At 63.8% G+C, this 26,730-nt stretch carries 27 protein-coding genes; 22 read left to right on the top strand and 5 right to left on the bottom strand.

Annotated features, from left to right (window positions below):
* The first annotated feature begins 4 nt into the window (after positions 1-4).
* The 13 genes from FHW75_RS08465 (at position 5) to FHW75_RS08405 (ending at position 13,515) form a co-directional block, all read left to right on the top strand.
* Entirely contained in the window at positions 5-511 is a 507-nt protein-coding gene (locus tag FHW75_RS08465) for a chemotaxis protein CheW (RefSeq protein ID WP_016712980.1), read from the top strand.
* Positions 508-1,779, top strand: a complete 1,272-nt coding sequence (locus tag FHW75_RS08460; RefSeq protein WP_027609567.1) for a protein-glutamate O-methyltransferase CheR — start codon at positions 508-510, stop codon at positions 1,777-1,779. The genes FHW75_RS08465 and FHW75_RS08460 overlap by 4 nt, the downstream gene beginning before the upstream one ends.
* Entirely contained in the window at positions 1,776-2,441 is a 666-nt protein-coding gene (locus FHW75_RS08455) for a chemotaxis protein CheW (protein ID WP_019097642.1), read from the top strand. Before FHW75_RS08460 ends, FHW75_RS08455 begins: the two co-directional genes overlap by 4 nt.
* Positions 2,438-4,741: a hybrid sensor histidine kinase/response regulator gene (locus FHW75_RS08450; protein ID WP_019097641.1), complete on the top strand. Its 2,304-nt coding sequence runs from the start codon at positions 2,438-2,440 to the stop codon at positions 4,739-4,741. Before FHW75_RS08455 ends, FHW75_RS08450 begins: the two co-directional genes overlap by 4 nt.
* Positions 4,738-5,751, top strand: coding sequence for a Wsp signal transduction system protein-glutamate methylesterase WspF (wspF, locus tag FHW75_RS08445; RefSeq protein WP_019097640.1), 1,014 nt, complete (start codon positions 4,738-4,740; stop codon positions 5,749-5,751). The genes FHW75_RS08450 and wspF overlap by 4 nt, the downstream gene beginning before the upstream one ends.
* A gap of 51 nt (positions 5,752-5,802) precedes the next feature.
* Entirely contained in the window at positions 5,803-6,807 is a 1,005-nt protein-coding gene (gene wspR / locus FHW75_RS08440) for a Wsp signal transduction system regulator diguanylate cyclase WspR (RefSeq protein ID WP_019097639.1), read from the top strand.
* A 116-nt stretch (positions 6,808-6,923) separates the two neighbouring features.
* A protein-coding gene (gene prfB, locus FHW75_RS08435; RefSeq protein ID WP_097083287.1) for a peptide chain release factor 2 occupies positions 6,924-8,019 on the top strand; the annotation gives its coding sequence in 2 pieces (ribosomal slippage) (positions 6,924-6,995 and positions 6,997-8,019; 1,095 coding nt in all).
* A gap of 92 nt (positions 8,020-8,111) precedes the next feature.
* Positions 8,112-9,614: a lysine--tRNA ligase gene (lysS, locus tag FHW75_RS08430; protein WP_019097638.1), complete on the top strand. Its 1,503-nt coding sequence runs from the start codon at positions 8,112-8,114 to the stop codon at positions 9,612-9,614.
* 96 nt (positions 9,615-9,710) lie between these two features.
* Entirely contained in the window at positions 9,711-10,415 is a 705-nt protein-coding gene (locus FHW75_RS08425) for a TetR/AcrR family transcriptional regulator (protein WP_016712971.1), read from the top strand.
* 29 nt (positions 10,416-10,444) lie between these two features.
* On the top strand, positions 10,445-10,993 hold the full coding sequence (locus tag FHW75_RS08420; protein WP_019097637.1) for a hypothetical protein: 549 nt from the start codon (positions 10,445-10,447) through the stop codon (positions 10,991-10,993).
* A gap of 26 nt (positions 10,994-11,019) precedes the next feature.
* Entirely contained in the window at positions 11,020-12,297 is a 1,278-nt protein-coding gene (locus FHW75_RS08415) for a flavohemoglobin expression-modulating QEGLA motif protein (RefSeq protein ID WP_019097636.1), read from the top strand.
* Complete coding sequence (locus tag FHW75_RS08410) at positions 12,269-13,192, top strand: alpha/beta hydrolase (protein WP_025753736.1); 924 nt, start codon at positions 12,269-12,271, stop codon at positions 13,190-13,192. The genes FHW75_RS08415 and FHW75_RS08410 overlap by 29 nt, the downstream gene beginning before the upstream one ends.
* Positions 13,189-13,515 (top strand): hypothetical protein, encoded by a 327-nt coding sequence (locus FHW75_RS08405; RefSeq protein WP_003252219.1) that lies wholly within the window; start codon positions 13,189-13,191, stop codon positions 13,513-13,515. Before FHW75_RS08410 ends, FHW75_RS08405 begins: the two co-directional genes overlap by 4 nt.
* A 166-nt stretch (positions 13,516-13,681) precedes the next feature.
* Here the strand turns inward: FHW75_RS08405 and FHW75_RS08400 are convergent, their stop codons facing one another.
* The 3 genes from FHW75_RS08400 to FHW75_RS08390 all read right to left on the bottom strand — a co-directional run bounded on the left by FHW75_RS08400 (position 13,682) and on the right by FHW75_RS08390 (position 15,558).
* Complete coding sequence (locus FHW75_RS08400) at positions 13,682-14,473, bottom strand: OmpA family protein (protein ID WP_016712967.1); 792 nt, start codon at positions 14,471-14,473, stop codon at positions 13,682-13,684.
* Between the two features lie 50 nt (positions 14,474-14,523).
* On the bottom strand, positions 14,524-14,937 hold the full coding sequence (locus FHW75_RS08395; protein ID WP_183673492.1) for a DUF4398 domain-containing protein: 414 nt from the start codon (positions 14,935-14,937) through the stop codon (positions 14,524-14,526).
* A 276-nt stretch (positions 14,938-15,213) separates the two neighbouring features.
* Entirely contained in the window at positions 15,214-15,558 is a 345-nt protein-coding gene (locus FHW75_RS08390) for a hypothetical protein (RefSeq protein WP_019097635.1), read from the bottom strand.
* A gap of 166 nt (positions 15,559-15,724) precedes the next feature.
* Between FHW75_RS08390 and ppc the strand changes: the two genes are divergently transcribed.
* The 7 genes from ppc to FHW75_RS08355 all read left to right on the top strand — a co-directional run bounded on the left by ppc (position 15,725) and on the right by FHW75_RS08355 (position 22,869).
* The gene (gene ppc, locus FHW75_RS08385) at positions 15,725-18,352 is read left to right on the top strand and encodes a phosphoenolpyruvate carboxylase (protein WP_183673490.1); all 2,628 of its coding nucleotides are present in this window, start codon (positions 15,725-15,727) and stop codon (positions 18,350-18,352) included.
* A gap of 257 nt (positions 18,353-18,609) precedes the next feature.
* Positions 18,610-19,260: an adenylate kinase gene (gene adk / locus FHW75_RS08380; protein ID WP_016712963.1), complete on the top strand. Its 651-nt coding sequence runs from the start codon at positions 18,610-18,612 to the stop codon at positions 19,258-19,260.
* 91 nt (positions 19,261-19,351) lie between these two features.
* Positions 19,352-20,026, top strand: coding sequence for a tRNA (adenosine(37)-N6)-threonylcarbamoyltransferase complex dimerization subunit type 1 TsaB (gene tsaB / locus FHW75_RS08375; RefSeq protein ID WP_016712962.1), 675 nt, complete (start codon positions 19,352-19,354; stop codon positions 20,024-20,026).
* Between the two features lie 131 nt (positions 20,027-20,157).
* Positions 20,158-20,448 carry a hypothetical protein gene (locus tag FHW75_RS08370; protein WP_183673488.1) on the top strand — a complete coding sequence of 97 codons (291 nt, stop codon included), beginning with the start codon at positions 20,158-20,160 and terminating at the stop codon, positions 20,446-20,448.
* Positions 20,449-20,451: 3 nt separating this feature from the next.
* Positions 20,452-21,321: a DUF72 domain-containing protein gene (locus FHW75_RS08365; protein ID WP_025753733.1), complete on the top strand. Its 870-nt coding sequence runs from the start codon at positions 20,452-20,454 to the stop codon at positions 21,319-21,321.
* A gap of 28 nt (positions 21,322-21,349) precedes the next feature.
* Positions 21,350-22,180, top strand: a complete 831-nt coding sequence (locus tag FHW75_RS08360) for an oxaloacetate decarboxylase (protein ID WP_025753732.1) — start codon at positions 21,350-21,352, stop codon at positions 22,178-22,180.
* A complete protein-coding gene (locus tag FHW75_RS08355) occupies positions 22,180-22,869 on the top strand; it encodes an extensin family protein (RefSeq protein WP_084297166.1) in 690 nt (229 codons plus the stop codon). The genes FHW75_RS08360 and FHW75_RS08355 overlap by 1 nt, the downstream gene beginning before the upstream one ends.
* Before the next feature lie 2 nt (positions 22,870-22,871).
* Here FHW75_RS08355 and FHW75_RS08350 read toward each other — a convergent pair whose 3' ends face one another.
* Positions 22,872-23,492 carry a hypothetical protein gene (locus FHW75_RS08350; RefSeq protein WP_027615515.1) on the bottom strand — a complete coding sequence of 207 codons (621 nt, stop codon included), beginning with the start codon at positions 23,490-23,492 and terminating at the stop codon, positions 22,872-22,874.
* A gap of 103 nt (positions 23,493-23,595) precedes the next feature.
* Between FHW75_RS08350 and FHW75_RS08345 the strand changes: the two genes are divergently transcribed.
* Positions 23,596-24,372 carry a class I SAM-dependent methyltransferase gene (locus FHW75_RS08345; protein ID WP_019098927.1) on the top strand — a complete coding sequence of 259 codons (777 nt, stop codon included), beginning with the start codon at positions 23,596-23,598 and terminating at the stop codon, positions 24,370-24,372.
* Positions 24,373-24,440: 68 nt separating this feature from the next.
* Here FHW75_RS08345 and FHW75_RS08340 read toward each other — a convergent pair whose 3' ends face one another.
* On the bottom strand, positions 24,441-25,082 hold the full coding sequence (locus tag FHW75_RS08340; protein WP_025753730.1) for a TetR/AcrR family transcriptional regulator: 642 nt from the start codon (positions 25,080-25,082) through the stop codon (positions 24,441-24,443).
* Positions 25,083-25,321: 239 nt separating this feature from the next.
* Here FHW75_RS08340 and FHW75_RS08335 point away from each other — a divergent pair, with 239 nt between their 5' ends.
* Positions 25,322-26,725: an LLM class flavin-dependent oxidoreductase gene (locus FHW75_RS08335; protein ID WP_183673486.1), complete on the top strand. Its 1,404-nt coding sequence runs from the start codon at positions 25,322-25,324 to the stop codon at positions 26,723-26,725.
* Positions 26,726-26,730 lie beyond the last annotated feature (5 nt).

Raw genomic sequence — 26,730 nt, 5'->3', positions numbered from 1 at the left:
CGCGATGAACCACTTGCAACCGCACGCCGCACGGGCGGACAACGCCAAAGGGGCGCTGTACCTGCAGTTTCGTATCGGGGAACAGCGTTTTGCCCTGAGCGTGCACGAGGTCATCGAGGTGTTGCCGCGCCAGCCGCTCAAACCGATAGCCCAGGCGCCAGGCTGGGTCGCGGGAATCCTTTCCCATCGTGGGCAATTGGTACCGGTGATCGACCTTGCTGCGCTGAGTTTTGGCCAGCCAGCGGCACACCGCACCAGTACCCGTCTGGTGTTGGTGCATTATCGGGGTGGCCTGCAACTGGGGCTGATCCTGGAGCAGGCCACCGAGACGTTGCGCTGCCACCCCGACGAGTTCCAGCCCTATGGTGTGGACAGCGGCGAAGCCCCTTACCTGGGGCCTGTACGCCAGGATGACCAAGGCCTGCTGCAACGCATCGAGGTCAACGATCTGTTGCCAGATGCCGTGCACCAACTGCTGTACACGGTTGAGCCGACAGGGATGCCGACATGAACGAACGTTTCTTCCGTTTCTTGCGCGAGCGCATTGGCCTGGATGTCGAATCGGTGGGTGCGCCCATGGTCGAGCGCGCGCTGCGCCAGCGTTGCGTGGCCATGAACGCCATCGACCTGGATGATTACTGGCTGCGCCTGCAGCAGTCGGCCGATGAACAACAGGCGTTGATCGAAGCGGTGATCGTCCCGGAAACCTGGTTCTTCCGCTACCCGGAATCCTTCACAGCCCTGGCCAGCCTGGCACACAAGCGCCTGGCCGAATTGGCCGGGGCACGGCCACTGCGCCTGCTCAGCCTGCCATGCTCGACAGGCGAGGAGCCCTATTCCCTGGCCATGGCCCTGCTCGACGCCGGCATCGCGCCGGGGGCGTTCCTGATCGACGGCATGGACATCAGCCCCAATTCGGTGGCCAAGGCCGGGAAGGCCGTATACGGGCGCAACGCCTTCCGGGGCAGCGACCTGGGCTTTCGCGAGCGCTACTTCGATGCCCTCGACGAAGGCCATCGCCTGCATGATCGGGTGCAGCAGCAAGTGAGCCTGCAAGTGGGCAATGTGCTCGACCCGGCGTTGGCCACCCGCGATGGCCTGTACGACTTCGTGTTCTGCCGCAATCTGTTGATCTACTTTGACGTGGCGACCCAGCAGCGTGTGTTCGAAGTGCTCAAGCGTCTGCTGCATCCCCAGGGTGTGTTGTTCATCGGCCCGGCCGAAGGCAGCTTGCTGGCGCGGATGGGGATGCGCCCGCTGGGCATTGCCCAATCGTTCGCCTACGTGCGCCAACAAGGCAGTAGCGCCCCACAGGTCGTGGCCCCGGCACAACCTGCACGGCGTACCGTGCTACCGCAGGCCTCGGTGGGTTATCCACCCTCCGTCGCGCCATTGCCGCGTCCGTTACGGGCAGTACCGGTGGTCGCTAGACCCGCGCCGGCCCGCGAACCCAAACGCGAGGACGCAAACGAACTGCTGGCCAGTATCGCCCGGCTTGCCAATGCTGGCGCCAGCGAACAGGCGCGTGCCGAATGCCAGCGCTACCTGGGCCAGTACGCGCCGTCGGCACAGGTTTACTACTGGCTGGGGTTGCTCAGTGATACCGACGGCGATGCGCAACAGGCACTGACCCACTACCGCAAGGCGCTGTACCTTGAGCCGCAACACCCTGAGGCGCTGGTGCACCTGGCGGCCTTGCTGGCGGCCCAGGGCGACCAGGCCGGTGCCCGACGCCTGCAGGAGCGTGCAGCGCGGGTTGGCCGGGAGCCTGAACGATGAAGGGTGACTCTGCGATGCAGCTACTCGCCGAAGACGACGCGCACATCGACGATTGCTGGAACCGTATTGGTGTGCACGGCGACAAGCAATGCCCACTGTTGGAACGTCATGTTCACTGTCGCAATTGCGACGTGTATGCGGCAGCGGCCACACGCCTGCTTGACCGCTACGCACTGATGCAGGACCACCAGGCCGCGGCGGCGCAGCCGGTCGAGGAAAACACTGGCCGTTCCATGCTGTTGTTCCGTCTGGGCGAAGAGTGGTTGGCACTGGCCACCGCCAGCCTGGCCGAAATCGCCCCATTGCAGGCTGTGCATTCGCTGCCGCACCAGCGCTCGCGGGTGTTGCAGGGGGTTGCCAATGTTCGCGGTGCCCTGGTGCCGTGCCTGTCACTGGCCGATTTGCTGGGCGTACAAGCCGGCACCGCCGAGCAACGTAGCGGCAGGGTGATGCCACGCATGCTGATTCTGGCTGCCGAAGGTGGCCCTGTGGTAATGGCCGTAGAGGAAATCGACGGTATTCACCGGCTCGACCCGCTGCTGCTGGACAGTGGCCAGGACGCCACGCGCTTCACTGCCGCAGTGCTGCAGTGGCGCGGCCGTAGCGTGCGAGTGCTGGACGATCAACACTTACTGTCTGCCGTGCAGCGGAGCCTGTCATGACCCCAGAGCAAATGCGCGATGCATCGTTGCTCGAGCTGTTCAGCCTGGAGGCCGAGGCGCAAACCCAGGTGCTCAGCGCCGGCCTGATGGCGCTGGAGCGCAACCCCACCCAGGCCGACCAGCTTGAGGCCTGCATGCGCGCCGCCCATTCGCTGAAGGGGGCCGCGCGTATCGTCGGGGTGGATGCCGGCGTGAGTGTCGCCCACGTCATGGAAGATTGCCTGGTAGCCGCCCAGGAGGGTCGCTTGCGGTTGAGCGCCGAGCACATCGACGCGCTGTTGCAGGGGACCGACTTGCTGATGCGCATCGCCACACCAGGCGATGCCGTGGCGCAGGCGACCTTGCCGGTATTTCTTGCGCAAATGGCCAGCTTGCTCGACCCTGGCGCTGCAACCGTGCCTGCGGTGCCGCTGGCGGCCCCCCTGCAAGCGGAACCGCTGGTGGCAACCTTGCCGTCTGAACCGGCGGTAGTGCCAGTGGACCCGGCTGAACCCGAGCCGGAGCCCGAGCCTGCCCTGCGGCGCAAACCCGGCAAGCGCGTTGGCGAAGGTGCCGAGCGGGTACTGCGTGTCACCGCCGACCGCCTTAACAGCCTGCTCGACCTGTCCAGCAAGTCGCTCGTGGAAACCCAGCGGCTCAAGCCGTACCTGGCCACTTTGCAGCGCCTCAAACGCATGCACGGTCAGGGCATGCAGGCGCTTGACGGCCTGCGCTTGCAACTGGAGGACAGTGGCCAAAGCAACGAGGTGCTCGAAGCCCTGGCGCAAACCCAGCGGCTGCTGGCGGAAACCCAGCAAATCCTGCAGCAGCAGGCGGCTGACCTGGACGAGTTCGGCTGGCAAGCCAGCCAGCGTGCGCAGTTGCTCTACGACACCGCCCTGGCCTGCCGGATGCGCCCGTTCGCCGACGTGTTGACCGGGCAAAGCCGTATGGTGCGTGACCTTGGGCGCTCGCTGGGTAAACCGGTGCGACTGGTGGTGGACGGCGAGAAGACCCAGGTCGACCGCGATGTGCTGGAAAAGCTCGAAGCGCCCCTGACTCACCTGTTACGCAATGCCGTCGACCACGGTATCGAACTGCCAGAAAGGCGGCTGCTGGCGGGCAAGCCAGACGAGGGTGTGATCCGCCTGCGCGCTTCGCACCAGGCCGGCATGCTCAGCCTGGAGTTGATCGACGATGGTGCCGGCATCGACTTGGAGCGCCTGCGCAGCAGCATCGTCGAGCGTGCCCTGTCACCTGCCGACACGGTGGCGCGGATGAGCGATGCGGAGCTGCTGACGTTCCTGTTCCTGCCCGGTTTCAGCTTGCGTGACAAGGTCACCGAAGTGTCCGGGCGCGGCGTGGGGCTGGATGCGGTGCAGCACATGGTTCGCGAACTGCGCGGCTCGATCGAGCTGACGCAGGTGGCGGGGCAGGGCTGTCGCTTCCATTTGCAGGTGCCGCTGACCCTGTCGGTGGTGCGTAGCCTGGTAGTCGAGGTGGGCGGTGAAGCCTACGCCTTCCCGCTGGCCCATATCGAACGCACGCTGGAAGTGACCGCTGAACAGATCGTTCAGATCGAAGGCCGTCAGCACTTCTGGCACGAAGGCCGGCACATTGGCCTGGTGGCGGCCAGCCAGTTGCTCAACCGTCCAGCCAGGCAAAGTGACGAAGCCAGCCTGCGGGTGGTGGTAATCCGTGAGCGCGAGCAACTCTACGGCGTGGCCGTGGAGCGGCTGGTGGGCGAGCGTGTGTTGGTGGTGATGCCTCTCGACCCCCGGCTGGGCAAGGTGCAGGACATTTCCTCCGGCGCCTTGCTGGATGATGGCTCGGTGGTACTGATCGTCGATGTCGAAGACTTGCTGCGCTCGGTGGAAAAACTGCTCAGCACCGGCAGCCTGGAACGCATCGAGCGCGGCAGCAGTGGCGTTCGTGGCGTGACCCGCAAGCGGGTGCTGGTAGTCGATGACTCGCTGACCGTGCGCGAACTGCAGCGCAAGCTGCTGGGTAACCGTGGCTACGACGTGGCGGTGGCGGTGGATGGCATGGACGGCTGGAACGCCCTGCGCGGCGAGGACTTCGACTTGCTGATCACCGACATCGACATGCCGCGCATGGACGGTATCGAACTGGTGACCCTGGTGCGCCGCGATCAGCGCCTGCAATCGCTGCCCGTGATGGTGGTGTCCTACAAAGACCGTGAGGAAGACCGACGGCGCGGCCTGGATGCCGGCGCTGACTACTATTTGGCAAAGGCCAGTTTCCACGACGATGCGTTGCTGGATGCTGTGGTGGAGCTGATCGGAGGTGCTCAGGGATGAAGATCGCCATCGTCAATGACATGCCCATCGCCGTCGAGGCGCTGCGTCGCGCGGTCGCCTTCGAGCCCGCGCACCAGGTGGTGTGGGTAGCCAGCAATGGCGCCGAAGCGGTGCAGCGTTGCACCGAACAGTTGCCGGACCTGATCCTCATGGACCTGATCATGCCGGTCATGGACGGCGTGGAGGCCACCCGGCGGATCATGGCCGAAACCCCGTGCGCCATCGTCATCGTCACGGTCGATCGCAAACAGAACGTGCATCGGGTGTTCGAGGCCATGGGCCATGGCGCCCTCGACGTGGTCGATACGCCGGCGCTGGGGGCTGGTGATGCCCGTGAAGCGGCCGCACCACTGCTGCGCAAAATTCTCAATATCGGCTGGCTGGTCGGCCAGCAGCGAGCCCCGGCAGCAAGGCCGGTGGCGACACCGCTGCGCGAGGCTTCCCAACGTCGCGGGCTGGTGGCGATCGGCTCGTCGGCGGGTGGCCCGGCAGCGCTTGAAGTACTGCTCAAGGGCTTGCCGGCCGCGTTTCCGGCGGCCATCGTGCTGGTCCAGCATGTGGACCAGGTGTTTGCCGCCGGCATGGCCGAATGGCTCAGCAGCGCAGCGGGCCTGCCGGTGCGCCTGGCCCGTGAAGGCGAACCACCGCAGCCCGGGCAGGTGTTGCTGGCCGGTACCAACCACCACATTCGGCTGCTACAGAACGGCCAACTGGCCTACACTGCCGAACCTGTCAATGAAATCTACCGGCCCTCGATCGATGTGTTCTTCGAGAGCGTGGCACGTTACTGGAATGGCGATGCGGTGGGTGTGCTGCTTACCGGCATGGGGCGCGACGGCGCCCAAGGCCTGAAACTGATGCGTCAGCAGGGTTTTCTGACCATTGCCCAGGACCAGGCCAGCAGTGCAGTGTACGGCATGCCCAAGGCCGCTGCGGCCATCGATGCCGCCGTGGAAATCCGCCCGCTGGAACGCATCGCCGGGCGCTTGATGGAATTTTTCGCAAAATGACGAAATGTATTGAATCACGCCGCCAGACCGGTCGTGATCGGGTGAACAGGTATGAATGATTTACCGATCGAAGGTTTCGTGACCCCCAACGAAAACTCGGCGATGGTGCTGCTGGTCGACGACCAGGCCATGATCGGCGAAGCGGTGCGGCGTGGCCTGGCCAATGAAGACAACATCGACTTCCACTTCTGCGCCGACCCGCACCAGGCGGTGACCCAGGCCATGCGCATCAAACCCACGGTCATCCTTCAGGACCTGATCATGCCTGGCCTGGACGGCTTGACCCTGGTGCGCGAATACCGTAATAACCCGGCGACCCAGGACATCCCGATCATCGTTCTGTCGACCAAGGAAGACCCGCTGGTCAAGAGCGCGGCCTTTGCCGCCGGTGCCAACGATTACCTGGTCAAGTTGCCCGACACCATCGAGCTGGTGGCGCGTATCCGCTACCACTCGCGCTCGTACCTCACCCTGCTGCAACGCGACGAGGCCTACCGTGCCCTGCGCGTCAGCCAGCAGCAGTTGCTCGATTCCAACCTGATGCTGCAGCGTCTGATGAACTCCGATGGCCTGACCGGGCTGTCCAACCGCCGCCACTTCGACGAGTACCTGGAGCTGGAGTGGCGCCGGGCGATGCGTGAACAACAGCAGTTGTCGTTGCTGATGATCGACGTCGACTACTTCAAGGCCTATAACGACAGCTTTGGTCACCTGGCCGGCGACGAGGCGTTGCGCCAGGTCGCCGAAGCCATTCGGGCTTCGTGTTCGCGGCCCACCGACCTGCCGGCACGTTATGGCGGCGAGGAGTTTGCCCTGGTACTGCCCAACACCTCGCCTGGTGGGGCACGCCTGGTGGCCGAGAAGCTGCGCCAGACCGTATTGGGGCTGGGCATCCCGCATACCGCGCCAGTGGCCGACTCGTACCTGACCGTGAGCATTGGCCTGGCCACCCAGACCCCGGCCGTCGGCAGCCATTGCCGGCAGTTGATTTCTGCGGCGGACAAAGGCCTGTACCTGGCCAAGAATGGCGGCCGTAACCAGGTCGGCATCGCCTGACATGGGTTTTTTGTTGGTCTTTTCGCGTGTGCTGACTGCCCGGCGGGTCTGCCGCCGTGCGGCGGACTCGGTTATACTCGCGGGCTTTTCACCGAATTCGCACGAGTAGCCAGCCCATGGAAATCCAACCGATCCTGAACACCATCAAGGACCTCACCGAGCGTTCCCAGTCAATTCGGGGGTATCTTTGACTACGATCACAAGCATGACCGCCTGATCGAAGTCAACCGCGAGCTGGAAGACCCCAACGTCTGGAACAAACCCGAGTACGCCCAGGCCCTGGGCCGTGAGCGTGCCATGCTGGCCCAGGTCGTCGAGACCCTGGACAAACTGTCCAACGGCCTGGGCGACTGCCAGGACCTGCTCGACATGGCCGTCGAGGAAAATGACGAAGGCGCCGTCAGCGACGTCGTGACCGAGCTGGAAGGCCTGGAAGAAAACCTGGCCCAGCTTGAGTTCCGTCGCATGTTCAGCGGCGAGATGGACATGAACAACGCCTACCTGGACATCCAGGCCGGGTCCGGTGGTACCGAAGCGCAGGACTGGGCCAACATCCTGCTGCGCATGTACCTGCGTTGGGCCGACAAGCGTGGTTTCGACGCCACCATCATCGAGCTCTCCGAAGGCGAAGTCGCCGGTATCAAAGGCGCGACCGTGCACATCAAGGGTGAATACGCCTTCGGCTGGCTGCGGACTGAAATCGGCGTGCACCGTCTGGTGCGCAAGAGCCCGTTCGACTCCGGTGCCCGTCGTCACACCTCGTTCTCGGCAGTGTTCGTGTCGCCCGAAATCGACGACAAGGTCGAGATCGAGATCAACCCGTCCGACCTGCGCATCGACACCTACCGCTCCTCCGGTGCCGGTGGTCAGCACGTTAACACCACCGACTCGGCCGTACGTATCACCCACGTACCGACCAACACCGTGGTGGCCTGCCAGAACGAACGTTCCCAGCACGCCAACAAGGACACCGCCATGAAAATGCTGCGGGCCAAGTTGTACGAGCTGGAAATGCAGAAACGCAACGCCGCCTCGCAGGCGCTGGAAGACAGCAAGTCGGACATCGGCTGGGGCCACCAGATCCGCTCGTACGTGCTGGATGACTCGCGCATCAAGGACTTGCGTACCGGCGTCGAGCGCAGCGATTGCCAGAAGGTGCTGGACGGCGACCTCGACCAGTACCTGGAAGCGAGCCTCAAGCAAGGGCTGTAAGCCGCACACCACTGCCGCGATACCTGGCAACTGCCGGTGTCGCGTGCCCTGCCCGAAAAGGGCAACGAACACCTGATGGAAAGAATGACGACATGAGCGACCTCAAGACCGAATCGCAAGACCTGCAACAGGAAGAAAACGCCTTGATCGCCCTGCGCAAGGAAAAACTTGCCGCCGAGCGTGCCAAGGGCAATGCCTTCCCCAACGACTTCCGTCGCGACAGCTACTGCAACGACCTGCAGAAGCAGTACGCGGACAAGACCAAGGAAGAGCTGGAAGCAGCCGCGATCCCGGTCAAGGTAGCCGGCCGTATCATGCTCAACCGTGGCTCGTTCATGGTGATCCAGGACATGACCGGTCGCATCCAGGTCTACGTCAACCGCAAAACCCTGCCAGAAGAAACCCTGGCCGCCGTCAAAACCTGGGACCTGGGCGACATCATCAGCGCCGAAGGCACCCTGGCCCGCTCCGGCAAGGGCGACCTGTACGTCGAAATGACCAACGTACGCCTGCTGACCAAGTCGCTGCGCCCGCTGCCCGACAAGCACCACGGCCTCACCGACACCGAACAGCGCTACCGCCAGCGTTACGTCGACCTGATGGTCAACGAAGAAACCCGCCACACCTTCCGTGTGCGTTCGCAGGTGATTTCGCACATCCGCAAGTTCCTCATCGAGCGTGACTTCCTCGAAGTGGAAACCCCGATGCTGCAGACCATCCCGGGTGGTGCCGCCGCCAAGCCGTTCGAAACCCACCATAACGCCCTGGACATGGCCATGTTCCTGCGTATCGCGCCGGAGCTGTACCTCAAGCGCCTGGTCGTGGGTGGCTTCGAGAAGGTGTTCGAGATCAACCGCAACTTCCGTAACGAAGGCGTTTCGACCCGTCACAACCCAGAATTCACCATGCTTGAGTTCTACCAGGCCTACGCCGACTACCGCGACAACATGGACCTCACCGAGGAACTGTTCCGCGAGCTGGCGCTGCTGGTGCTGGGCAGCACCGACGTGCCGTACGGCGACAAGGTGTTCCACTTCGGCGAACCGTTCGCCCGCCTGTCGGTGTTCGACTCGATCCTCAAGTACAACCCGGAGCTGACCGCTGCCGACCTGCAGGACGTCGACCGCGCCCGTGACATCGCCAGGAAGGCCGGTGCCAAGGTGCTGGGCCACGAAGGCCTGGGCAAGCTGCAGGTGATGATTTTCGAAGAGCTGGTCGAGCACAAGCTGGAGCAGCCGCACTTCATCACCGAGTACCCGTTCGAAGTGTCGCCGCTGGCCCGCCGTAACGACGACAACCCGGCGGTTACCGACCGCTTCGAGCTGTTCATCGGTGGCCGCGAAATCGCCAACGCCTACTCCGAGCTCAACGATGCCGAAGACCAGGCCGAGCGCTTCCTGGCCCAGGTGGCCGAGAAGGACGCCGGTGACGACGAAGCCATGCACTACGACGCCGACTTCGTGCGTGCCCTGGAGTACGGCATGCCGCCGACCGCCGGTGAAGGCATTGGCATCGACCGCCTGGTGATGCTGCTGACCAACTCGCCGTCGATCCGCGACGTGATCCTGTTCCCGCACATGCGTCCGCAGGCCTGAGTGATGTGAACGAGCCGCCTTTCGAGGCGGCTTTTTCTTGCCTGAAGCTTTATGTTGTCTGTACTGGCCCATGAGGTAACCCCTGTGACACCCGCCATGCCTGACCAAGGCGCCGCCGGCATCGCCACCGCCGTCGCCGAAAGCGTGCAATACCAAGGCCGCAAGACTGCCCGCCAAGGCAGCGAGCAGCGCCGCCAGCTGATCCTCGACGCCGCCATGCGCATAGTCGTGCGCGATGGCGTGCGTGGTGTGCGCCACCGTGCCGTGGCCGCCGAGGCCGGTGTGCCGCTGTCGGCCACCACCTACTACTTCAAGGACATCGAAGACCTGCTCACCGACACCTTCGCTCAGTACGTCGAGCGCAGCGCGGCCTACATGGCCAAGCTGTGGGCCAACACCGAGGTCGTGTTGCGCCAGTTGCTGGCCCAGGGCGACGGCAGCCCGCAGGCACGGGCGCGGCTGGCTGACGATGTGGCCCGCATGACGGCCGACTACGTACAGCGGCAACTGTTGACCCGGCGCGACTTCCTGATGGCCGAACAGGCCTTCCGCCAGGAGGCATTGCTGTGCCCACGCCTGGCCGAGCTGGTGCGCGCCCATGAGCAGATCCTGTTGCACGGGACCCGGCAATTGCTGCAAGTGGTAGGCTCGCGGCAACCGGAACAGGACGCCCAAATGTTGACGGCGATTATCGAGCAGATGGAATATCAGGGCCTGCTCAAGGATGCGAATGCGCAAGCCGATGGGCAGATGCTCGCTATGCTTACCCGATACCTGCAGCTGGTGCTGGCATCGGCCTGAGCCGAGACCGACTTTTCAAGGAGAACCTGATGAAAGCCTGGCGTGTGGTGCTGTTGACTTTGTCATTCCTGCTGCTGGGCGGTTGTCTGGTGACCTTCCATGAGCCGTTGCCGAGTAACCAGGCGGCGCCCAAGGCCCTGTTGGGCAAGTGGAGCAGCAAGGACGCCTGGGGCGAGCCGTTGAAGCTGACCATCAGCCGCAGCGGTGCAGATGCCTATAAGGCCGTTGCCACGGCCAAGGGCAAGAAGCCTGAGGAATATGTATTCACCGTCTCCCGCCACGGCAACCGCTGGTACCTGTCGGCCGGCGTGCCCAAGCGCCTGGGTGGCAACTTCCTGATTGGCGGTTTCGATATCGTCGATGGCAAGGAACTGGTGGTGTACAACCTGGACGTCGAGCAGGTGCAGCAGGCGGTGGACAAGAAGGAACTGACCGGGCGTGGTATCGAGGTGCCGGAAGACAACGGCGACGGCGTGCTGATCGACAGCCCGGCTGCGCGGGTGCTGGCCTATCTGGATGACCCGGCCAACTCCGACCTGTTCGTTGAAGTGGCGCGGTTCCAGCGTTCTGGCAAGTAGTTGCCTGTACTAGAAAGGAGTCCCCGGTGGACGAATACCAGCGAACCATCCGCGCCTTGTCCGACCGCATCGTTGCAGCCCAGACCCCGATCCGGGTACTGGACGCGGTGAAGTGGGACGACAACATTCGCCAGGGCTTTCTCAAGGCCAAGGGCAAGGAGCCGCCGGCCGTCGACCGCGCTTATTACCAGTCGCGCCCGCTGGCGTTCGACTCCGGCGCGGTCAAGGCCGAGTTCCAGGCCATCGAGCGCGACATCATTCGCCAGCTTGGCCAGTTCAACCCGGTCGGGCAGATCATGAAGCGCATGTGCCGCGAATACCGCATGGTGGTGCGCATGCTCGAAGCGCGTGGCACCGAGGATTTCGGCCTCATCTCTCAGGAACTGTACGGCGCCGCCTCCGATGCCTTCCACGCCGGTGACCCGACCTTGGCCGACCTCGGCCTCATGCTCTCGGATTACCTGAACAACATCGATGGCCGTGGCGATCTCAAGGACGAACCGAAAAACCTCACCGCCAAGGAGGCCGTAGATATCCTCCAGCGTCGGCTGAACAAGGTGTTCGGTGAAGCCGAGGAGACCATTCGGGTATTCGAATCTGACGGGATCGTGGCCGATGCCGCCGCTGGCGCCGACTACATCAAGGTGCGCGCCGATGCCATGTTCAACAGCCGTGATGTGCGTGCCCTCGAAGTGCACGAAGGGCTGGTCCATGTGGGCACCACGCTCAACGGCCTGAACCAGCCGATCTGCACCTTCCTGGCCAAGGGCCCGCCCTCGTCGACGGTAACCCAGGAAGGCCTGGCGATTCTCATGGAGGTCATCGCCTTTGCTTCCTACCCCAGCCGCCTGCGCAAGCTCACCAACCGCACCCGCGCCATCCACATGGTCGAGGAGGGCGCCGATTTCCTCCAGGTGTTCAATTTCTTCCGCGAGCAAGGCTTCGAGATGGCGCAGAGCTACAGCAACGCCAGCCGGGTGTTCCGCGGCTCGGTGCCCAATGGCCTGCCATTCACCAAGGACTTGTCCTACCTCAAGGGCTTCATCATGGTTTACAACTACATTCAGTTGGCCGTGAAGAAGGGCAAGCTCGAACAGATCCCGTTGCTGTTCTGTGGCAAGACCACGCTGGAAGACATGCGTACCTTGCGCCAGTTGGTGGAGGAGGGGCTGGTCGAGCCGCCCAAGTACCTGCCCGAACAGTTCCGCGACCTTAACGCACTGTCGGCGTGGATGTGCTTCTCCAACTTCCTCAACCACCTGAGCCTGGACCGTATTGAAGCCGACTACGCGAACATTCTCTGAGTGCTGCCGCCTGCTGGCGCTTGGCCTGGTCCTGCTGGGCCTTGGCGGCTGCAGCAGCCTGCTGTTCTATCCCGAGCGTGGCCAGGCATTCACCCCCGAACGGGCCAGACTCGACTACCGCGATGTCACCCTTGTCACGTCGGACGGCCTGCGCCTGCACGGCTGGTGGTTGCCGGCCAAGGCGGGTGTCGAGGTGAAGGGCACGGTACTGCATTTGCACGGCAACGGCGGCAACCTGCCTGGGCACCTGGGGGGTAGCTATTGGCTGCCGGAGCAGGGCTACCAGGTGCTGATGATCGATTACCGTGGCTATGGCCTGTCGCAGGGCACGCCGACCCTGCCTGAGGTGTATGAAGACATCGCGGCGGCCATGGCCTGGCTGGACCAGGCACCCGAGGTCAAGGGCAAGCCTTTGGTGCTGCTGGGGCAAAGCCTTGGCGGCGCCATGGCAATCCACTACCTGGCGGCCCACCCCGAGCAGCGCCAGCGCTTCAGCGCCCTGGTGTTCGATGGCGTACCGGCCAGTTACCGTGGGGTAGGGCGCTATGCCCTCAGCACGTCATGGATGACCTGGCCGTTGCAGGTGCCACTGTCGTGGCTGGTGCCGGACGGCGACAGTGCAATCCGTTCGATCGAGCAGTTGAGCAGCCCGCCCAAGCTGTTCTTCCACAGCATCGACGACAACCTGGTGCCGATGGACAACGGCATCCGCCTGTACCAGCACGCACCGCCACCACGGGTACTGCAGCTGACCCGAGGCGGCCATGTGCAGACCTTCGCCGACCCTACCTGGCGCCAGGTGATGCTGCGTTTCCTTGATGACCCCAGCCATTTCAACGGCCTTCGGCGCCTGGCCGAAGTGCCCAATTACCCTGACGAGAAGAACAAGCAATGAGTGAAGAGCGCAACGCCATCCCGCTGATCCTGACCGGCGTCGGCAGCATCATCGTGACGGTGGGGGCCTTGTGGTACTACGGTTACCTGCATTTCGCCAAACCCGAGGATGCCCTGTTGTTGCAGGACTTCACCATGCTCAAGACCATCCCGGGCGAGGACTACAAGGTTTCGCTGGACCCGGCGCCGCAAGTGGCCCAGTGCGTCGATGGCGTGCTGGTGCTGTTCGACACCCAGCAGAAAGGCCTGACCGGCGTGCTGGTGGACAACCGCAAGCGTGCCGTGCGCTGCATGGGCGAGGAAACACCGCAGCAGGTGCAGTGAGGGAGCGAAGTGATTTTTGTGGCGCCTGGGAAATCGAGCGCCGCCCGCGATGCGCCGCGCGGGCGGCGCTCGGTCTCCCAATCACCACATCTCTAAAGGCACGAGACCAAACGCCCAAATAAAAACCCCGCCAGGAAGGCGGGGTCTTGGGTTAAGCCAACCGGTCTTACTGGCTGACCTGGCTCACCGAACGTGGCGCCACCGGCTGGTTGTCGTTGGAGATGGTCACCTCCACCCGACGGTTTTGCGCCCGGCCCGAATTGCTGCCGTTGTCCGCTACCGGGTACTCCTTGCCGTAACCCTGGGCGACGATGCGCGCAGGGTCTACGCCGGCACGCACCAGCGCCATGCGCACGGAACCCGCGCGGCGTTCGGACAGGCTCTGGTTGTAGTTGGCCGAACCGACGCTGTCGGTGTAGCCCTCGACAATCACCTTGCGCTCAGGGTTTTCCTGAAGGAACTGGGCCAGCTTGGTGATGTTCGGGTAGGCGTTGCTCTTGAGCTCGGCCTTGTTGAAGTCGAACAGCACGTCCCCGAAGGTGACCAGCGTACCGCGATCGGTCTGCTTGGCGTTGAGGCTGTCCTGCAGCTTGGCGATCTGTGCGTCGCGGGCGTCCAGCTTGGCCTGGGCGCGTTGCGCAGCGGCGTTTTTCAGCTCGCCTTCGGCGGTACGCAGGGCGATGGTCTGCTTGGCCACCTCGACACGCTGGTTGGTCAGGTAGGCGAGTTGGTCGACCTTCTTCTGGTCTTCCCGGTCCATGTAGGCCTTGTCGGCCTTGTTAAGCCAGTCCTGGGCGTCCTTGGTCTCCAGCGCCGCCACCTTGCTCGATTGCGGGTCGCTCTGCAGCGAGGAGAAGTTGGTGCGGGCCGCCTCCAGGTTGGCGTTAGGGTCGTGCGAGCAGGCAGCAAGGCCGACGCTCAGGGCCAGCAGGGCGGGAATCATGACGTAATTGCGCATAGTGTTCATCCTTTGATCGTGTGCGAAGGCTAAGGTTGGCGGGGCAGGGCTCACTGAGCGCTGCGCAGGCCTTCCTCACGTACGTCCTGGACACCCTGGCGGGCGTCCTGCACGGCCTTCTGGGCCTTGGCCGCCTGGGCCTTGCGTTCGGCGAGGCGTGCGTCCCACTCGGCTTGCTGGGCCAGCAGTTTGGCTTCGTCATACTTTTTGTCGTGCATGGCGATTTCGGCCTGCTTGAACTTGTCCTGGGCCGCTTTCATCTCCACGGCGGCGAACTCGGTACCGCCAGCGCTGACGGCGGCGTTCACGGCGGACTGGGTAACGGCATACTGCTCGGTAGGCGGGTTGCCAGCACAGCCGGCCAGGACCAGGCTACTGCCCAGGGCCAGCGCGGCCTGCTTGAACCCGCGCACGTGAGTGGATGACAGTTTGCTAGTGCGGGTTTTCATGGTGGTCAGCTCCATTGGATCACTCCTGATTACGACGATGTCCGTAGCAGTCCATCGCTCATTCCCTGACAACTCCGTGCGCTTCAGCTGAACGGTGCACAAGGACAGGTGTGCAGGGTTTTAGCGTGATGGCTATTGGCTCCGACTCGATCGTTTTTCGAATGGTTCCGAAAAAAGTGATCCGCACGAGCGATTATTTCTGACTGATTGGTCAGCGAGGATTTTCTTGAACTTTCGCGGGCGAAAGCGGTATTCCGGGCCTCGAGCAGGCCCGGAACGGTGGCGCGGAGGTTATTCGTCGTTGTCGGCAGCGGTGTTGCTCAGGCTGTGCAGGTGCTGGCGCGAGAGCGACAGAAAGCGTGGGGTAGGCCCTATATCTTCGTACAGCGGGTCGCCTTCTTCATCGGTGGCGATGACCTGACGGCCCTGCACATAGGGGAAGCTGGCCTCCACCTCTTCAAGGGCGGCGGCTACCAGTTCGCCGAGCAATTCCTCGGCGGTACGTTTGGGGTACATGTCGATCAGCGCGGCCAGACGCGCCTCTGACTCCAGGTCAAGGTGCAGGACATGGCCCGTGCGGCTGAGGGTGCCGGCGGCATTCTGTTCCCAGTGCTGGGCGAGTTCACGGATTTTCATGATGACCTCTGGTTACGCCTGCTAAGGCATGCATGGCATGGGAGTGTTATGCCTTCACTTTAGTTTGCTTTAGCCGATCACGGCTTGCCATTGCCTCCAGCCTGGGGGCACTCTTCGGGAGAGCTGTGTACAGGAGTGCGCCAGAGCCGCGCCAAAGAGAGGGCCAATGACCGATATCGATGTGCGTTTGCGTGAAGATGTCCATGTGTTGGGTGAGCTGCTCGGCGAAACCATTCGCCAGCAGCATGGCGATGCGTTCCTGCAGAAGATCGAGGACATCCGCTACAGTGCCAAGGCCGACCGGCGCGGCCCCGGCGAGCAACTGAGCTCGACCCTGGCAGACCTGGCCGAAGAAGACCTGCTGCCCGTGGCCAGGGCCTTCAACCAGTTCCTCAACCTGGCCAACATGGCCGAGCAGTACCAGTTGATCCGCCGTCGCGACGCTGACCAGCCCGAACCCTTCGAGGCCCGTGTGCTGCCCGAGTTGCTGGCGCGCCTGAAGCAGGCCGGGCTTGGTAACGATGCCCTGGCTCGGCAACTGGCCAAGCTCGACATCCAGCTGGTACTGACCGCACACCCCACCGAAGTGGCCCGCCGCACCCTGATTCAGAAGTACGACGCCATCGCCGGCCAGCTGGCTGCCCAGGACCACCGCGACCTGACCCCGGCCGAACGCCAGCAGGTACGCGAACGCCTGCGCCGGCTGATTGCCGAGGCCTGGCACACCGAAGAAATCCGCCGCACCCGCCCCACGCCGGTAGACGAAGCCAAGTGGGGCTTTGCAGTGATTGAGCATTCGCTCTGGCACGCCATCCCCAGCCACCTGCGCAAGGTCGACAAGGCGCTGCTGGAGGCCACCGGCCTGCGTCTGCCGCTTGAAGCCGCGCCAATCCGCTTTGCCTCGTGGATGGGCGGTGACCGTGACGGCAACCCCAACGTGACTGCCGCCGTCACCCGCGAAGTGTTGCTGCTGGCCCGCTGGATGGCCGCCGACCTGTTCCTGCGTGACATCGATGCATTGGCTGCGGAGCTGTCCATGCAGCAGGCCAACGAGGCCCTGCGCGAACAGGTTGGCGACACTGTCGAGCCCTACCGGGCCGTGCTCAAGCAGTTGCGCGACCGGCTACGGGCGACGCGTGCCTGGGCGCATTCGGCATTGACCAGCAGCCAACCGGCCAGCGCCGACGTGCTGGTGGATAACCGCGACCTGATCGCACCGCTGGAGCTGTGCTACCAGTCGCTGCACGAATGCGGCATGGGCGTGATCGCCGAAGGCCCGCTGCTGGACTGCCTGCGCCGCGCTGTCACCTTTGGCCTGTTCCTGGGCCGCCTGGATGTACGCCAGGACGCTGCCCGCCACCGTGACGCACTGACCGAGATTACCGACTACCTGGGCCTGGGGCGCTATGCCGACTGGGATGAAGAGCAGCGCATCGAATTCCTCCAGGCCGAGCTGAAGAACCGTCGGCCCCTGCTGCCTGCGCATTTCAAGCCGCAAGCGGATACCGCCGAAGTGCTGGCCACCTGTCGCGAAGTGGCCGCCGCGCCGGCTGCCTCCCTGGGCTCCTACGTCATTTCCATGGCCGGTGCCGCTTCGGATGTGCTCGCGGTGCAACTGCTGCTCAAGGAAGCCGGCCTTACCCGCCCCATGCGTGTGGTACCGCTGTTCGAAACCCTGGCCGACCTGGACAACGCTGGCCCCGTGATGCAGCGACTGGTCGGCCTGCCAGGTTACCGCGCCGGGCTGCGCGGCCCGCAGGAAGTGATGATTGGCTACTCCGACTCAGCCAAGGACGCTGGCACTACGGCGGCGGCCTGGGCGCAGTACCGGGCCCAGGAAAACCTGGTGCGCATTTGTGCCGAACATCAGGTCGAACTGCTGCTGTTCCACGGCCGTGGCGGCACGGTAGGGCGCGGCGGTGGCCCCGCCCACGCGGCGATCCTGTCGCAACCGCCGGGATCGGTGGCGGGACGTTTCCGCACCACCGAACAGGGCGAGATGATCCGCTTCAAGTTCGGTTTGCCGGGCATTGCCGAGCAAAACCTCAACCTGTACCTGGCTGCCGTGCTCGAAGCCACGCTGTTGCCACCACCGCCCCCGCAGCCGGCCTGGCGTGAGGTGATGGACCAGCTGGCTGCCGATGGTGTCAAGGCCTACCGCAGCGTGGTGCGGGACAACCCCGATTTTGTCGAATACTTCCGTCAGTCGACACCGGAACAGGAGTTGGGGCGCCTGCCACTGGGCAGCCGCCCGGCCAAGCGTCGCGCTGGAGGCATCGAAAGCCTGCGGGCCATCCCGTGGATTTTCGGCTGGACCCAGACGCGCCTGATGCTGCCGGCCTGGCTGGGCTGGGAAACGGCCCTGAGCAACGCATTGGCCCGTGGCCAGGGCGAGCTGCTGGCGCAGATGCGCGAACAGTGGCCGTTCTTCCGCACCCGTATCGACATGCTGGAGATGGTGCTGGCCAAGGCCGATGCGCAAATTGCCGAGGCCTACGACGAACGTCTGGTGCAACCGCACTTGCTTCCTTTAGGTGCACACCTGCGCGACCTATTGTCGCAGTCCTGCCAGGTGGTACTGGGCCTGACCGGGCAGCCGGTGCTACTGGCGCACAGCCCCGAAACGCTGGAATTCATCAGCCTGCGCAACACCTACCTGGACCCGCTGCACCGCCTGCAGGCCGAGTTGCTGGCTCGCTCGCGCAGCCGCGAAGCCGCTCTGGACAGCCCGTTGGAGCAGGCCTTGCTGGTGACCGTGGCGGGTATTGCCGCCGGGCTGCGCAACACCGGCTGAGGGCGCGTGCGGGCTGCCCTGAATGTGTGCCGTGCAGACCCTGCATGGGTAAGGGGAGGGTGGTTGCGCCGGGCGCAACCACCTGCCAGGTCAGCCGCAAGTGGCGCATTCCTGCAACTTTGGGACGCTTGTCTGGCTGCCGGGCGCTGTGTATCTTGAGCAGCCTTCTGACCGATTTTGGGTCATACCCGATTTTCCGGACTTGGCCCTGGTTGCCGAATCCATTGAATTTCATAAAAAAATTTGAGGAGCACAAGATGCGCGTAATTCTGCTGGGAGCTCCCGGGGCCGGTAAAGGTACTCAGGCAAAGTTCATCACCGAAAAGTTCGGTATTCCACAGATCTCCACCGGTGACATGCTGCGTGCCGCTGTCAAGGCCGGCACCCCGCTGGGCCTGGAGCTGAAGAAAGTCATGGATGCCGGCCAGCTGGTCTCCGACGAGCTGATCATCAGCCTGGTCAAGGAGCGCATCGCTCAGCCTGATTGCGCCAACGGCTGCCTGTTCGACGGCTTCCCACGCACCATCCCGCAAGCCGAAGCCATGGTCGCTGCCGGTGTCGACATCGACGCCGTGGTCGAAATTGCCGTGGACGACGAAGAAATCGTTGGTCGCATGGCGGGCCGCCGCGTGCACCTGGCCTCGGGCCGCACCTACCACATTCAGTACAACCCGCCGAAAGTGGAAGGCAAGGACGACGAGACTGGCGAAGACCTGATCCAGCGCGACGACGACAAGGAAGAAACCGTTCGCCATCGCCTGTCGGTCTACCACAGCCAGACCAAGCCGCTGGTGGACTTCTACCAGAAGCTGTCGGCCGCCAACGCCGGCAAGCCGAAGTACAGCCACATCGAAGGTGTCGGCTCGGTTGAAGCCATCACCGCCAAGGTTCTGGCAGCCCTGAGCTGATCCAGCGCCTGACACCCATCGACAACGGCCCGCTAGCGGGCCGTTGTCGTTTATACTGCCGCTCTTTTCCCTGCACCTGGATACCCGTTCGATGACCACCCTGCTGGCCCTGGATACCGCCACCGAAGCCTGTTCCGTTGCGCTGCTGCATGACGGCAAGGTAACCAGCCATTACGAGGTGATCCCACGTCAGCACGCGCAGAAGCTGCTGCCGATGATCAAGCAGCTGCTGGCCGAGTCGGGCGTTGCGCTGAATCAACTGGATGCCATCGCCTTTGGCCGCGGCCCGGGCGCCTTCACCGGCGTGCGCATTGCCATTGGTGTGGTCCAGGGCCTGGCCTTCGCGCTGGAGCGCCCGGTGCTGCCGGTGTCCAACCTGGCTGCGCTGGCCCAGGGTGCATTGCGCGAGCAGGGCGTGCAACAGGTGGCGGCTGCCATCGATGCGCGCATGGATGAAGTGTACTGGGGCTGCTATCAGGCCACGGCGGGCGAAATGCGCCTGGTTGGCCGCGAAGCGGTGTTGCCGCCCGAGCAGGTAGCGCTGCCGGCAGATAGCGAAGGCGAGTGGTTCGGGGCCGGCACCGGTTGGGGCTATGCCGAGCGCCTGGCGGTGCAGGTGGCTGCCAGCAACGCCAGTGCCTTGCCTAACGCTCTGGACGTGCTCAGCCTGGCCAGCTTCGCCTGGGCCCGTGGCGAAGCGATCGGCGCCGAGCAGGCGCAACCGGTTTACCTGCGCGATAATGTCGCTACGCCAAAGAAGCACTGAATGCTGTTCGTCGGTTATCGACGGTAACCCCCAAACCTTCTGCGCGATCTGTGGTCCAGTTATCACTTAAGCATTAGCGACGGAACACTGATGCTGCTAAATTGCCATCATTGGTCCTGAGTATTCATGCCATGCGTATCGACGGTTTCTCATCGCAGTCCTACCCGATCAAGCGCGCGCCGCGCAAGGCAGCGGTGCGTGACGAGGCCATCGATGACGCCGAGGTGATCGAAGAGAACGCCACGGCGCCTCAGGAAACCACCGGCCGCCGCCGCAGCGGTGGCTTGCCTGCCCGCCCGCAGGACATGATCTTCCCCCGCGCCCGTGACCGCCGCACAGCCACCGCATTGGCCAGTTACCTGAATACTGCCGGTTTCACCGATTGGGACATGGAAGTACTGGGGCTCGACCTGTACATTTGATGGATGAGTCCATCACCACTGCCTTATTTTCTCGGTTGCCCGTCGTGGAGTGAAAACGCCTGGCGTGACTACCTGTACCCCGCCGACGCCAACAGCAATCAGATGCTTGGCCTCTACAGCCAGGTGTTCAACGCTGTCGAGGGCAACACCACCTTCTACGCACGCCCCGCCCCCGGCACCCTTGCCCGCTGGGCGCAGGTGATGCCTGAGCACTTTCGTTTCACTGCCAAGTTTCCCCGTGACATCAGCCACGAGGGTGACCTGCGTGATCAGCTTGAGCCTGCTTTCGATTTCACACGCCTGATGGCCCCGCTGGGGCAGCGCGTATCGCCGTACTGGTTGCAGTTGCCGGCGCTGTTCGGCCCGGCACGGCTGGGCGAGCTTTGCCACTTCCTTGATGAAATCGGCGTGCCGGTGGCGGTGGAGGTGCGCAACCAGGCCTTTTTTGCCAAGGGTGACGAAGAGCGCCTGCTCAACCGCCTGCTGCACGAGCGCGGGGTGGAGCGTATCTGCCTCGACCCGCGTGCGTTGTTCAGTTGCACTTCACGCGATGCTGCCGTGCTGCACGCGCAGTCCAAGAAACCCAAGGTGCCACCACGCCCTGCAGCCTTCAGCCAGCACCCGCAGGTGCGCTTCATTGGCCACCCTGAGCTGGAGGCTAATGAGGCCTTCCTTACCCCCTGGGTAGAAAAGGTCGCCGCCTGGATCGAAGAGGGCCGCAGCCCCTACATCTTCCTGCACACCTCGGACAATCGTCTGGCCGCAGCCCTGGCCCAACGGTTCCATCAACGCCTGATGGCACGCCTGCCGGGCCTCGATTCTTTGCCTGAATTGCCGCGCGCACCCGAGGTCGAACAACTGGGGCTACTCTGACCTTTCCCTGACTGCCGGAGGTTGATTCATGGATGTGCAAACCCTGCGAGCCGAAGCCTTCAAGGCACTGCATGAACGTAATGGCGCGTTCGTCATCCCCAATCCGTGGGATGCCGGCTCCGCCAAGTTGTTGGCCAGCCTGGGTTTCGAGGCACTGGCCACGACCAGTGCCGGCCTGGCCTTCAGCCTGGGCCGCCCGGATGCCGAAGGTGCCTTGAACCTGGAGGACACACTGGACAATGCCGGGGAGATTGTCGATGCGACCCCCTTGCCAGTGGCTGCCGACCTGGAAAACGGCTTTGGCGACCTGCCCGAGGATTGCGCCAATACCATCTTGCGTGCCGCTGAAGCGGGCTTGGTGGGCGGCTCCATCGAGGATGCCAGTGGCCGCAGCGAATTGCCCATCTATGACGTGGGGCTTGCGGTGGAGCGCGTTCGCGCCGCCGTGCAGGCTGCCCGTAGCCTGCCGTTCCCGTTCACCCTGTGCGCCCGGGCAGAAAACCTGCTGCACGGGCGCATGGACCTGGACGACACCATCAAGCGCTTGCAGGCTTACGCCGAAGCCGGCGCCGATGTGCTTTACGCCCCGGGCCTGCGTACCGTCGAGGAAATTCGTGCTGTGGTGCAGGCTGTGGCGCCGCGCCCGGTGAACGTGTTGATGGGCATGGCGGGTGTGTCACTGAGCGTGAAACAGTTGCAGGACCTGGGTGTGCGCCGCATCAGTGTCGGCTCGTCGCTGGCTCGCGCCGCCTTGGGGGCGTTCCACCGTGCTGCGCTGGAAATTCGCGATGAGGGTACATTCGGCTATGGAGAGCAGGCACTGCCGTTCGCTCAGCTGAACGACCTGTTCCGACGCTGATGAAGCCTGTGCTGGCGCTGCTGGCCGGCCTGCTGTTGTTGGCTGGCCTGGCCTGGCATTACAGCTGGCGCCTGCCTGGCGCATGGAACCCCTGGGCGCCGCTGGATGTGCGTCAGCCGCCCAACCTGTTGACCCCTTACAAGCTGGCACGCCTGCGCGATGACCCGGCGCTGTGCCGCCAGGCGCTGGGAACCAGCCAGTTGCGTTACCGGGCGCAAGCCGACAGCCCGAATTCGGCCAACTGCCCGTTGCAGAATGCCTGGCGAATCGAAGGCGGCCAGGCGCGGCTCAGCAGCAGCTTCCTGGCCAGTTGCCCGCTGGCAGTGGCCTACGCGCTGTTCGAAGCACATGGCTTGCAGCCGGTGGCGCAGCGGGTGCTGGGGCAACCGGTGACGCAGGTCGACCACCTGGGCAGTTTCGCCTGCCGCAATGTCTACCACCGCAAACAGGGCCGCCTGAGCCAGCACGCCACGGCCAATGCACTGGATATCAGCGGTTTTCGCCTGCAGGACGGCCAGCGCATCGTGTTGGCGCGTGACTGGCAGGCAGGTGGGCAGAAGGCGGAATTCTTGCGCCAAGTGCAGCAGGCGGCCTGCGAGAGCTTCAGCACGGTACTGGGGCCGGGCTACAACGCCGCGCACCATAACCACTTTCATCTGGACATGGGGCGCTGGCAGGTCTGCCGTTAGCCTCAGGCGTGAACGCGCAAGTTGTTCAGCACCACTGGACGCGCCCAGTGGATGTCGAACTCCAGGTCGTTCTGCTGCTTGGCCAAGGTTGCGTCATCAAACGGTTCGGGCGCCGGGTCCAGCAGGTCGGTTTCGAATTCGGCGATGGGCAGGAACAATGAGCGCGGGGTAGGGCCTGGGCCGGGCTCGGTAATCGGCTGGCCCTGGCTCATCACCACCGGGCGCATCCAGCTGTTGCTGATATCGAGCTGACGCTGCTGCTCGATCAGTTCCAGGGCACTGAATGGCTCGGGGGCAGGGGGCAGCAGCTTGGCTTCAAGCTCTGCCTTGGGCAGGAACAGCGGCTCGGGTGGTGCTACCTCGATGTCTTGCACCGGGCACGCGCGCTGGGCGTCGATCAGCGCCAGTGCGCGGGCGCCGCCGATGGGTTCGCCGCTGTCCTGGTCATACTGCACGAACGACTGGCTGACGCTGTCTACGGGCTCTTCCTGCTGCTCGGCCATGGCCCGGGCAAAAAAGTCCTGCCACAGGTGGCTCACGCCCCCGAGTGCCTGGGTATTGTGCTGACTGTAGTTGCCGACGGGCGACAAATAGGTCAAGCCGATGGGAAGAGTATCTGACATGGCAGTCGCGCGCGTTGTGCTCTGGCAGAATAGCGGGATATTGCCTGTATCGGCCGTGGCTGCCGATTCATTAAGGCTTGGTTTGACTTTTTAGGTGTGGACGATGGAAGAGCAAGGCACGGGTATCAGGGTCGAAGCGATGTCGACTGAGTATGCGGAACAGGCCAAGGCGTGGGCCGAGCGTCTAAGCCTGCCGCTACAGGACGATAGCGCCGGCTTCGCCGTGCAGGTGGGCGCCGAGGGTTTGCAGATTCAGCAACTTGGCCCGCAGGCACCGGGGCCGGTGCGGGTGGACTTTGTCGAAGGCCAGGCGGCGCACCGGCGCCAGTTTGGCGGTGGCAACGGGCAGATGATCGCCAAGGCCGTGGGCATTGCCCAAGGCGTGCGGCCGCAGGTGCTGGATGCCACGGCAGGTCTTGGCAAGGATGCGTTCGTTCTGGCCAGCCTGGGCTGCCAGATGACCCTGATCGAGCGCCAGCCGCTGATTGCCGCGTTGCTGGAGGATGGCCTGGCGCGGGCGCGGTCGGATGACGAGGTGGGCCCGATCGTCGGGCGCATGCGCTTGCTGACCGGCAACGCCATCGAGCGCATGCGCGCCTGGGAAGGCGAGGCCCCGCAGGTGATCTACCTCGACCCGATGTTCCCGCACCGCGACAAGAGCGCCCTAGTGAAAAAGGAAATGCGCGTGTTCCGGCCCTTGGTGGGTGACGACCTGGACGCCCCGGCCCTGCTCGAAGCCGCTCTGGCGCTGGCCAGCCACCGGGTGGTGGTGAAGCGGCCGCGCAAGGCGCCGATCATTGATGGGCCCAAGCCGAGCCATAGCCTGGAGGGTAAGTCGAGCCGGTATGACATCTACCCGAAGAAGGCACTGAAGGCCTGATTCTGTTGTGCCTGTACCGGCCTCTTCGCGGCTAGAGCCGTGAAGAGGCCGGTACAGGCACCCGAATTTCAGGGCTTGAACGCCCGCACAAACACCCCCACCACCTCCCGCACATGCGCCTCGGCCTCTTCGCCTTCCAGCGGCCCCGCACAGCCCAGCAGCAAGCGATAATCCGGCGCGCCTTTCACCAGGCAGAAGAAGTGCTCCGCCGCCCGCAGCGGGTCGTCGATGCGCAGCAGCCCACGTTCATCCGCCCCGCGCAGCAGCGCTTCCATCCCCGCCAGCACGCGCTTGGGCCCGGCCTCGTAGAAATACTCGCCAAAGCTCGCGTCCAGGCTGCCCTGGGCCATGATCAGGCGGCTGAGCTTGACCGCTTCGTCACTGCTGATCAGAGACTGGAAACCACGGGCAATGGTCAGCAGTACCTCTTCTATTGGTACACCTTCGGGGTACTCGAACAGCAAGTCAGGCAGCTGGATCTGGCAGGTGGCCATGACCGCCGAGCAGAACAAGGTCTGCTTGTCGGTGAAGTGGCTGTACACGGTGAGCTTTGAAACACCTGCCGCCGCAGCGACCGCATCCATGCTGGTGTTGGCATAGCCAAGGCTAAGGAACAGCGCCTTGGCCGCTTCGAGAATCGCTTCGCGCTTGGCCAGGTCCTTTGGCCGACCTGGGCCGATGGGTGCGTCGTTGGGCATTGTGGTCTGCATCTGGTTGAAGAGTCGTTCATCTTAACGGGTCAGGCGCCATCCGGCTAAAACCAACCCGCAAAACCTGCTGTTCGCCAGTAGACACTTGATCGACACTGGTGTCGTCACGCAGGCAAAGGACGCGTTGATTTTTTTATAAGATGCTGATTTATAAAGATTAATTTTTTTGGCATGAATCGTGTTGATAGAGCAGGAAGGGCACCTTGCAAGGGTGCCGAGCCTATCGAACAGGAGTCCCCATGCCACGTGAAATTCGTTTGAACGCCTTCGAAATGAACTGTGTCGGCCACCAGTCGCCCGGCCTGTGGCGCCACCCCAAGGACCGCGCCTGGCAGTACAAGGACCTGGACTACTGGACCGAGCTGGCCAAGCTGCTGGAGCGCGGCAAGTTCGACGGCATCTTCATCGCCGACGTGATCGGCATCTACGATGTGCTGGGCGGCAATGGCGACGCGGCCATCCGCCAGGCGGCCCAGGTGCCGGTGAACGACCCGCTGGCACTGATCACGCCCATGGCGCTGGTCACCGAGCACCTCGGTTTCGGCCTGACGGCCTCGCTCACCTTCGAGCACCCGTACCCATTCGCCCGTCGGCTATCGACCCTCGACCACCTGACCAAGGGCCGCATCGGCTGGAACATCGTCACCTCTTACCTCGACAGCGGTGCGCGCAACCTTGGGCAGAAGGCGCTGAGCGACCATGACGCCCGCTACGATTACGCCGACGAGTACCTGGAGGTGCTGTACAAGCTGTTCGAAGGCAGTTGGGAAGACGGTGCGGTGGTGCGCGACCGCGAAACAGGCCTGTTCACCGACCCGCGCAAAGTCCACGAGATCCGCCACCACGGCAAACACTTCCAGGTCCCGGGCATCCACCTGTGCGAGCCGTCGCCGCAACGTACACCGGTGCTGTACCAGGCCGGTGCGTCCAGCCGCGGCAAAAATTTCGCTGCCGGCCACGCCGAATGCGTGTTCGTCGCCGCGCCGTCCAAGGTCATTTTGAAAAAGACCGTGGCCGACATTCGCCGCCGTGCCGCCGAGGCCGGGCGCGACCCGCGCAAGGTGCTGATCTTCAACATGCAGACAGTGATCGTCGACGATACCGATGCCAAGGCCCAGGCCAAATGGCAGGAGCTGAAAAGCTACGCCAGCTACGAAGGCGCCCTGGCGCTGATTTCCGGCTGGACCGGCATCGACTTCAGCAAGTACCAGCCCGACCAGGTGCTGGAGCATATCCACACCAATGCCATCCAGTCGGCTGTCGAGGCGTTTTCCACCGCCGACCCGAACAAGCGCTGGACCGTGCAGGAGCTGGCCGACTGGGTCGGCATCGGCGGCTTTGGCCCGCTGATCGTCGGCAGTGCGCAGACCGTAGCGGACGAGTTACAGGCCTGGGTTGAAGAAACCGATGTTGACGGCTTCAACCTGACCTATGCCCTGGCCCACGAAACCTTCCGCGATGTGGTCGAGCTGCTGGTGCCCGAACTGCAGCAACGGGGGGCCTACAAGACCGAATACCGCCCCGGCACCCTGCGCGAGAAGCTGTTCGGTGACGGCCCACGGCTGCCGGCCACGCACCCCGCTGCCGGTTACCGCGACCTGAGCCGCCAACCCACCCCGGCCAGCATTACCGAGCCGGCCTGAGCCGA

This window comes from Pseudomonas sp. OG7, from assembly GCF_014192825.1.
GTDB classification, from domain to species: domain Bacteria; phylum Pseudomonadota; class Gammaproteobacteria; order Pseudomonadales; family Pseudomonadaceae; genus Aquipseudomonas; species Aquipseudomonas monteilii.
Note: the sequence above shows the minus strand (reverse complement) of the source record. Positions and strands in the feature narration are given on the sequence as shown.

Bases quoted from the DNA above. Each gene is read 5' to 3' on its own strand.
- ppc (WP_183673490.1), top strand. From the start codon at position 15,725: ATGACCGATATCGATGTGCGTTTGCGTGAAGATGTCCATGTGTTGGGT.
- FHW75_RS08405 (WP_003252219.1), top strand. From the start codon at position 13,189: ATGAGTGAAGAGCGCAACGCCATCCCGCTGATCCTGACCGGCGTCGGC.
- wspR (WP_019097639.1), top strand. From the start codon at position 5,803: ATGAATGATTTACCGATCGAAGGTTTCGTGACCCCCAACGAAAACTCG.
- FHW75_RS08400 (WP_016712967.1), bottom strand. From the start codon at position 14,473: ATGCGCAATTACGTCATGATTCCCGCCCTGCTGGCCCTGAGCGTCGGC.
- FHW75_RS08460 (WP_027609567.1), top strand. From the start codon at position 508: ATGAACGAACGTTTCTTCCGTTTCTTGCGCGAGCGCATTGGCCTGGAT.
- FHW75_RS08455 (WP_019097642.1), top strand. From the start codon at position 1,776: ATGAAGGGTGACTCTGCGATGCAGCTACTCGCCGAAGACGACGCGCAC.
- adk (WP_016712963.1), top strand. From the start codon at position 18,610: ATGCGCGTAATTCTGCTGGGAGCTCCCGGGGCCGGTAAAGGTACTCAG.
- FHW75_RS08370 (WP_183673488.1), top strand. From the start codon at position 20,158: ATGCGTATCGACGGTTTCTCATCGCAGTCCTACCCGATCAAGCGCGCG.
- tsaB (WP_016712962.1), top strand. From the start codon at position 19,352: ATGACCACCCTGCTGGCCCTGGATACCGCCACCGAAGCCTGTTCCGTT.
- FHW75_RS08420 (WP_019097637.1), top strand. From the start codon at position 10,445: ATGAAAGCCTGGCGTGTGGTGCTGTTGACTTTGTCATTCCTGCTGCTG.
- FHW75_RS08355 (WP_084297166.1), top strand. From the start codon at position 22,180: ATGAAGCCTGTGCTGGCGCTGCTGGCCGGCCTGCTGTTGTTGGCTGGC.
- FHW75_RS08390 (WP_019097635.1), bottom strand. From the start codon at position 15,558: ATGAAAATCCGTGAACTCGCCCAGCACTGGGAACAGAATGCCGCCGGC.
- FHW75_RS08340 (WP_025753730.1), bottom strand. From the start codon at position 25,082: ATGCAGACCACAATGCCCAACGACGCACCCATCGGCCCAGGTCGGCCA.
- FHW75_RS08425 (WP_016712971.1), top strand. From the start codon at position 9,711: ATGCCTGACCAAGGCGCCGCCGGCATCGCCACCGCCGTCGCCGAAAGC.
- FHW75_RS08465 (WP_016712980.1), top strand. From the start codon at position 5: ATGAACCACTTGCAACCGCACGCCGCACGGGCGGACAACGCCAAAGGG.
- wspF (WP_019097640.1), top strand. From the start codon at position 4,738: ATGAAGATCGCCATCGTCAATGACATGCCCATCGCCGTCGAGGCGCTG.
- lysS (WP_019097638.1), top strand. From the start codon at position 8,112: ATGAGCGACCTCAAGACCGAATCGCAAGACCTGCAACAGGAAGAAAAC.
- FHW75_RS08360 (WP_025753732.1), top strand. From the start codon at position 21,350: ATGGATGTGCAAACCCTGCGAGCCGAAGCCTTCAAGGCACTGCATGAA.
- FHW75_RS08450 (WP_019097641.1), top strand. From the start codon at position 2,438: ATGACCCCAGAGCAAATGCGCGATGCATCGTTGCTCGAGCTGTTCAGC.
- FHW75_RS08350 (WP_027615515.1), bottom strand. From the start codon at position 23,492: ATGTCAGATACTCTTCCCATCGGCTTGACCTATTTGTCGCCCGTCGGC.
- FHW75_RS08335 (WP_183673486.1), top strand. From the start codon at position 25,322: ATGCCACGTGAAATTCGTTTGAACGCCTTCGAAATGAACTGTGTCGGC.
- FHW75_RS08395 (WP_183673492.1), bottom strand. From the start codon at position 14,937: ATGGAGCTGACCACCATGAAAACCCGCACTAGCAAACTGTCATCCACT.
- FHW75_RS08365 (WP_025753733.1), top strand. From the start codon at position 20,452: ATGAGTCCATCACCACTGCCTTATTTTCTCGGTTGCCCGTCGTGGAGT.
- FHW75_RS08345 (WP_019098927.1), top strand. From the start codon at position 23,596: ATGGAAGAGCAAGGCACGGGTATCAGGGTCGAAGCGATGTCGACTGAG.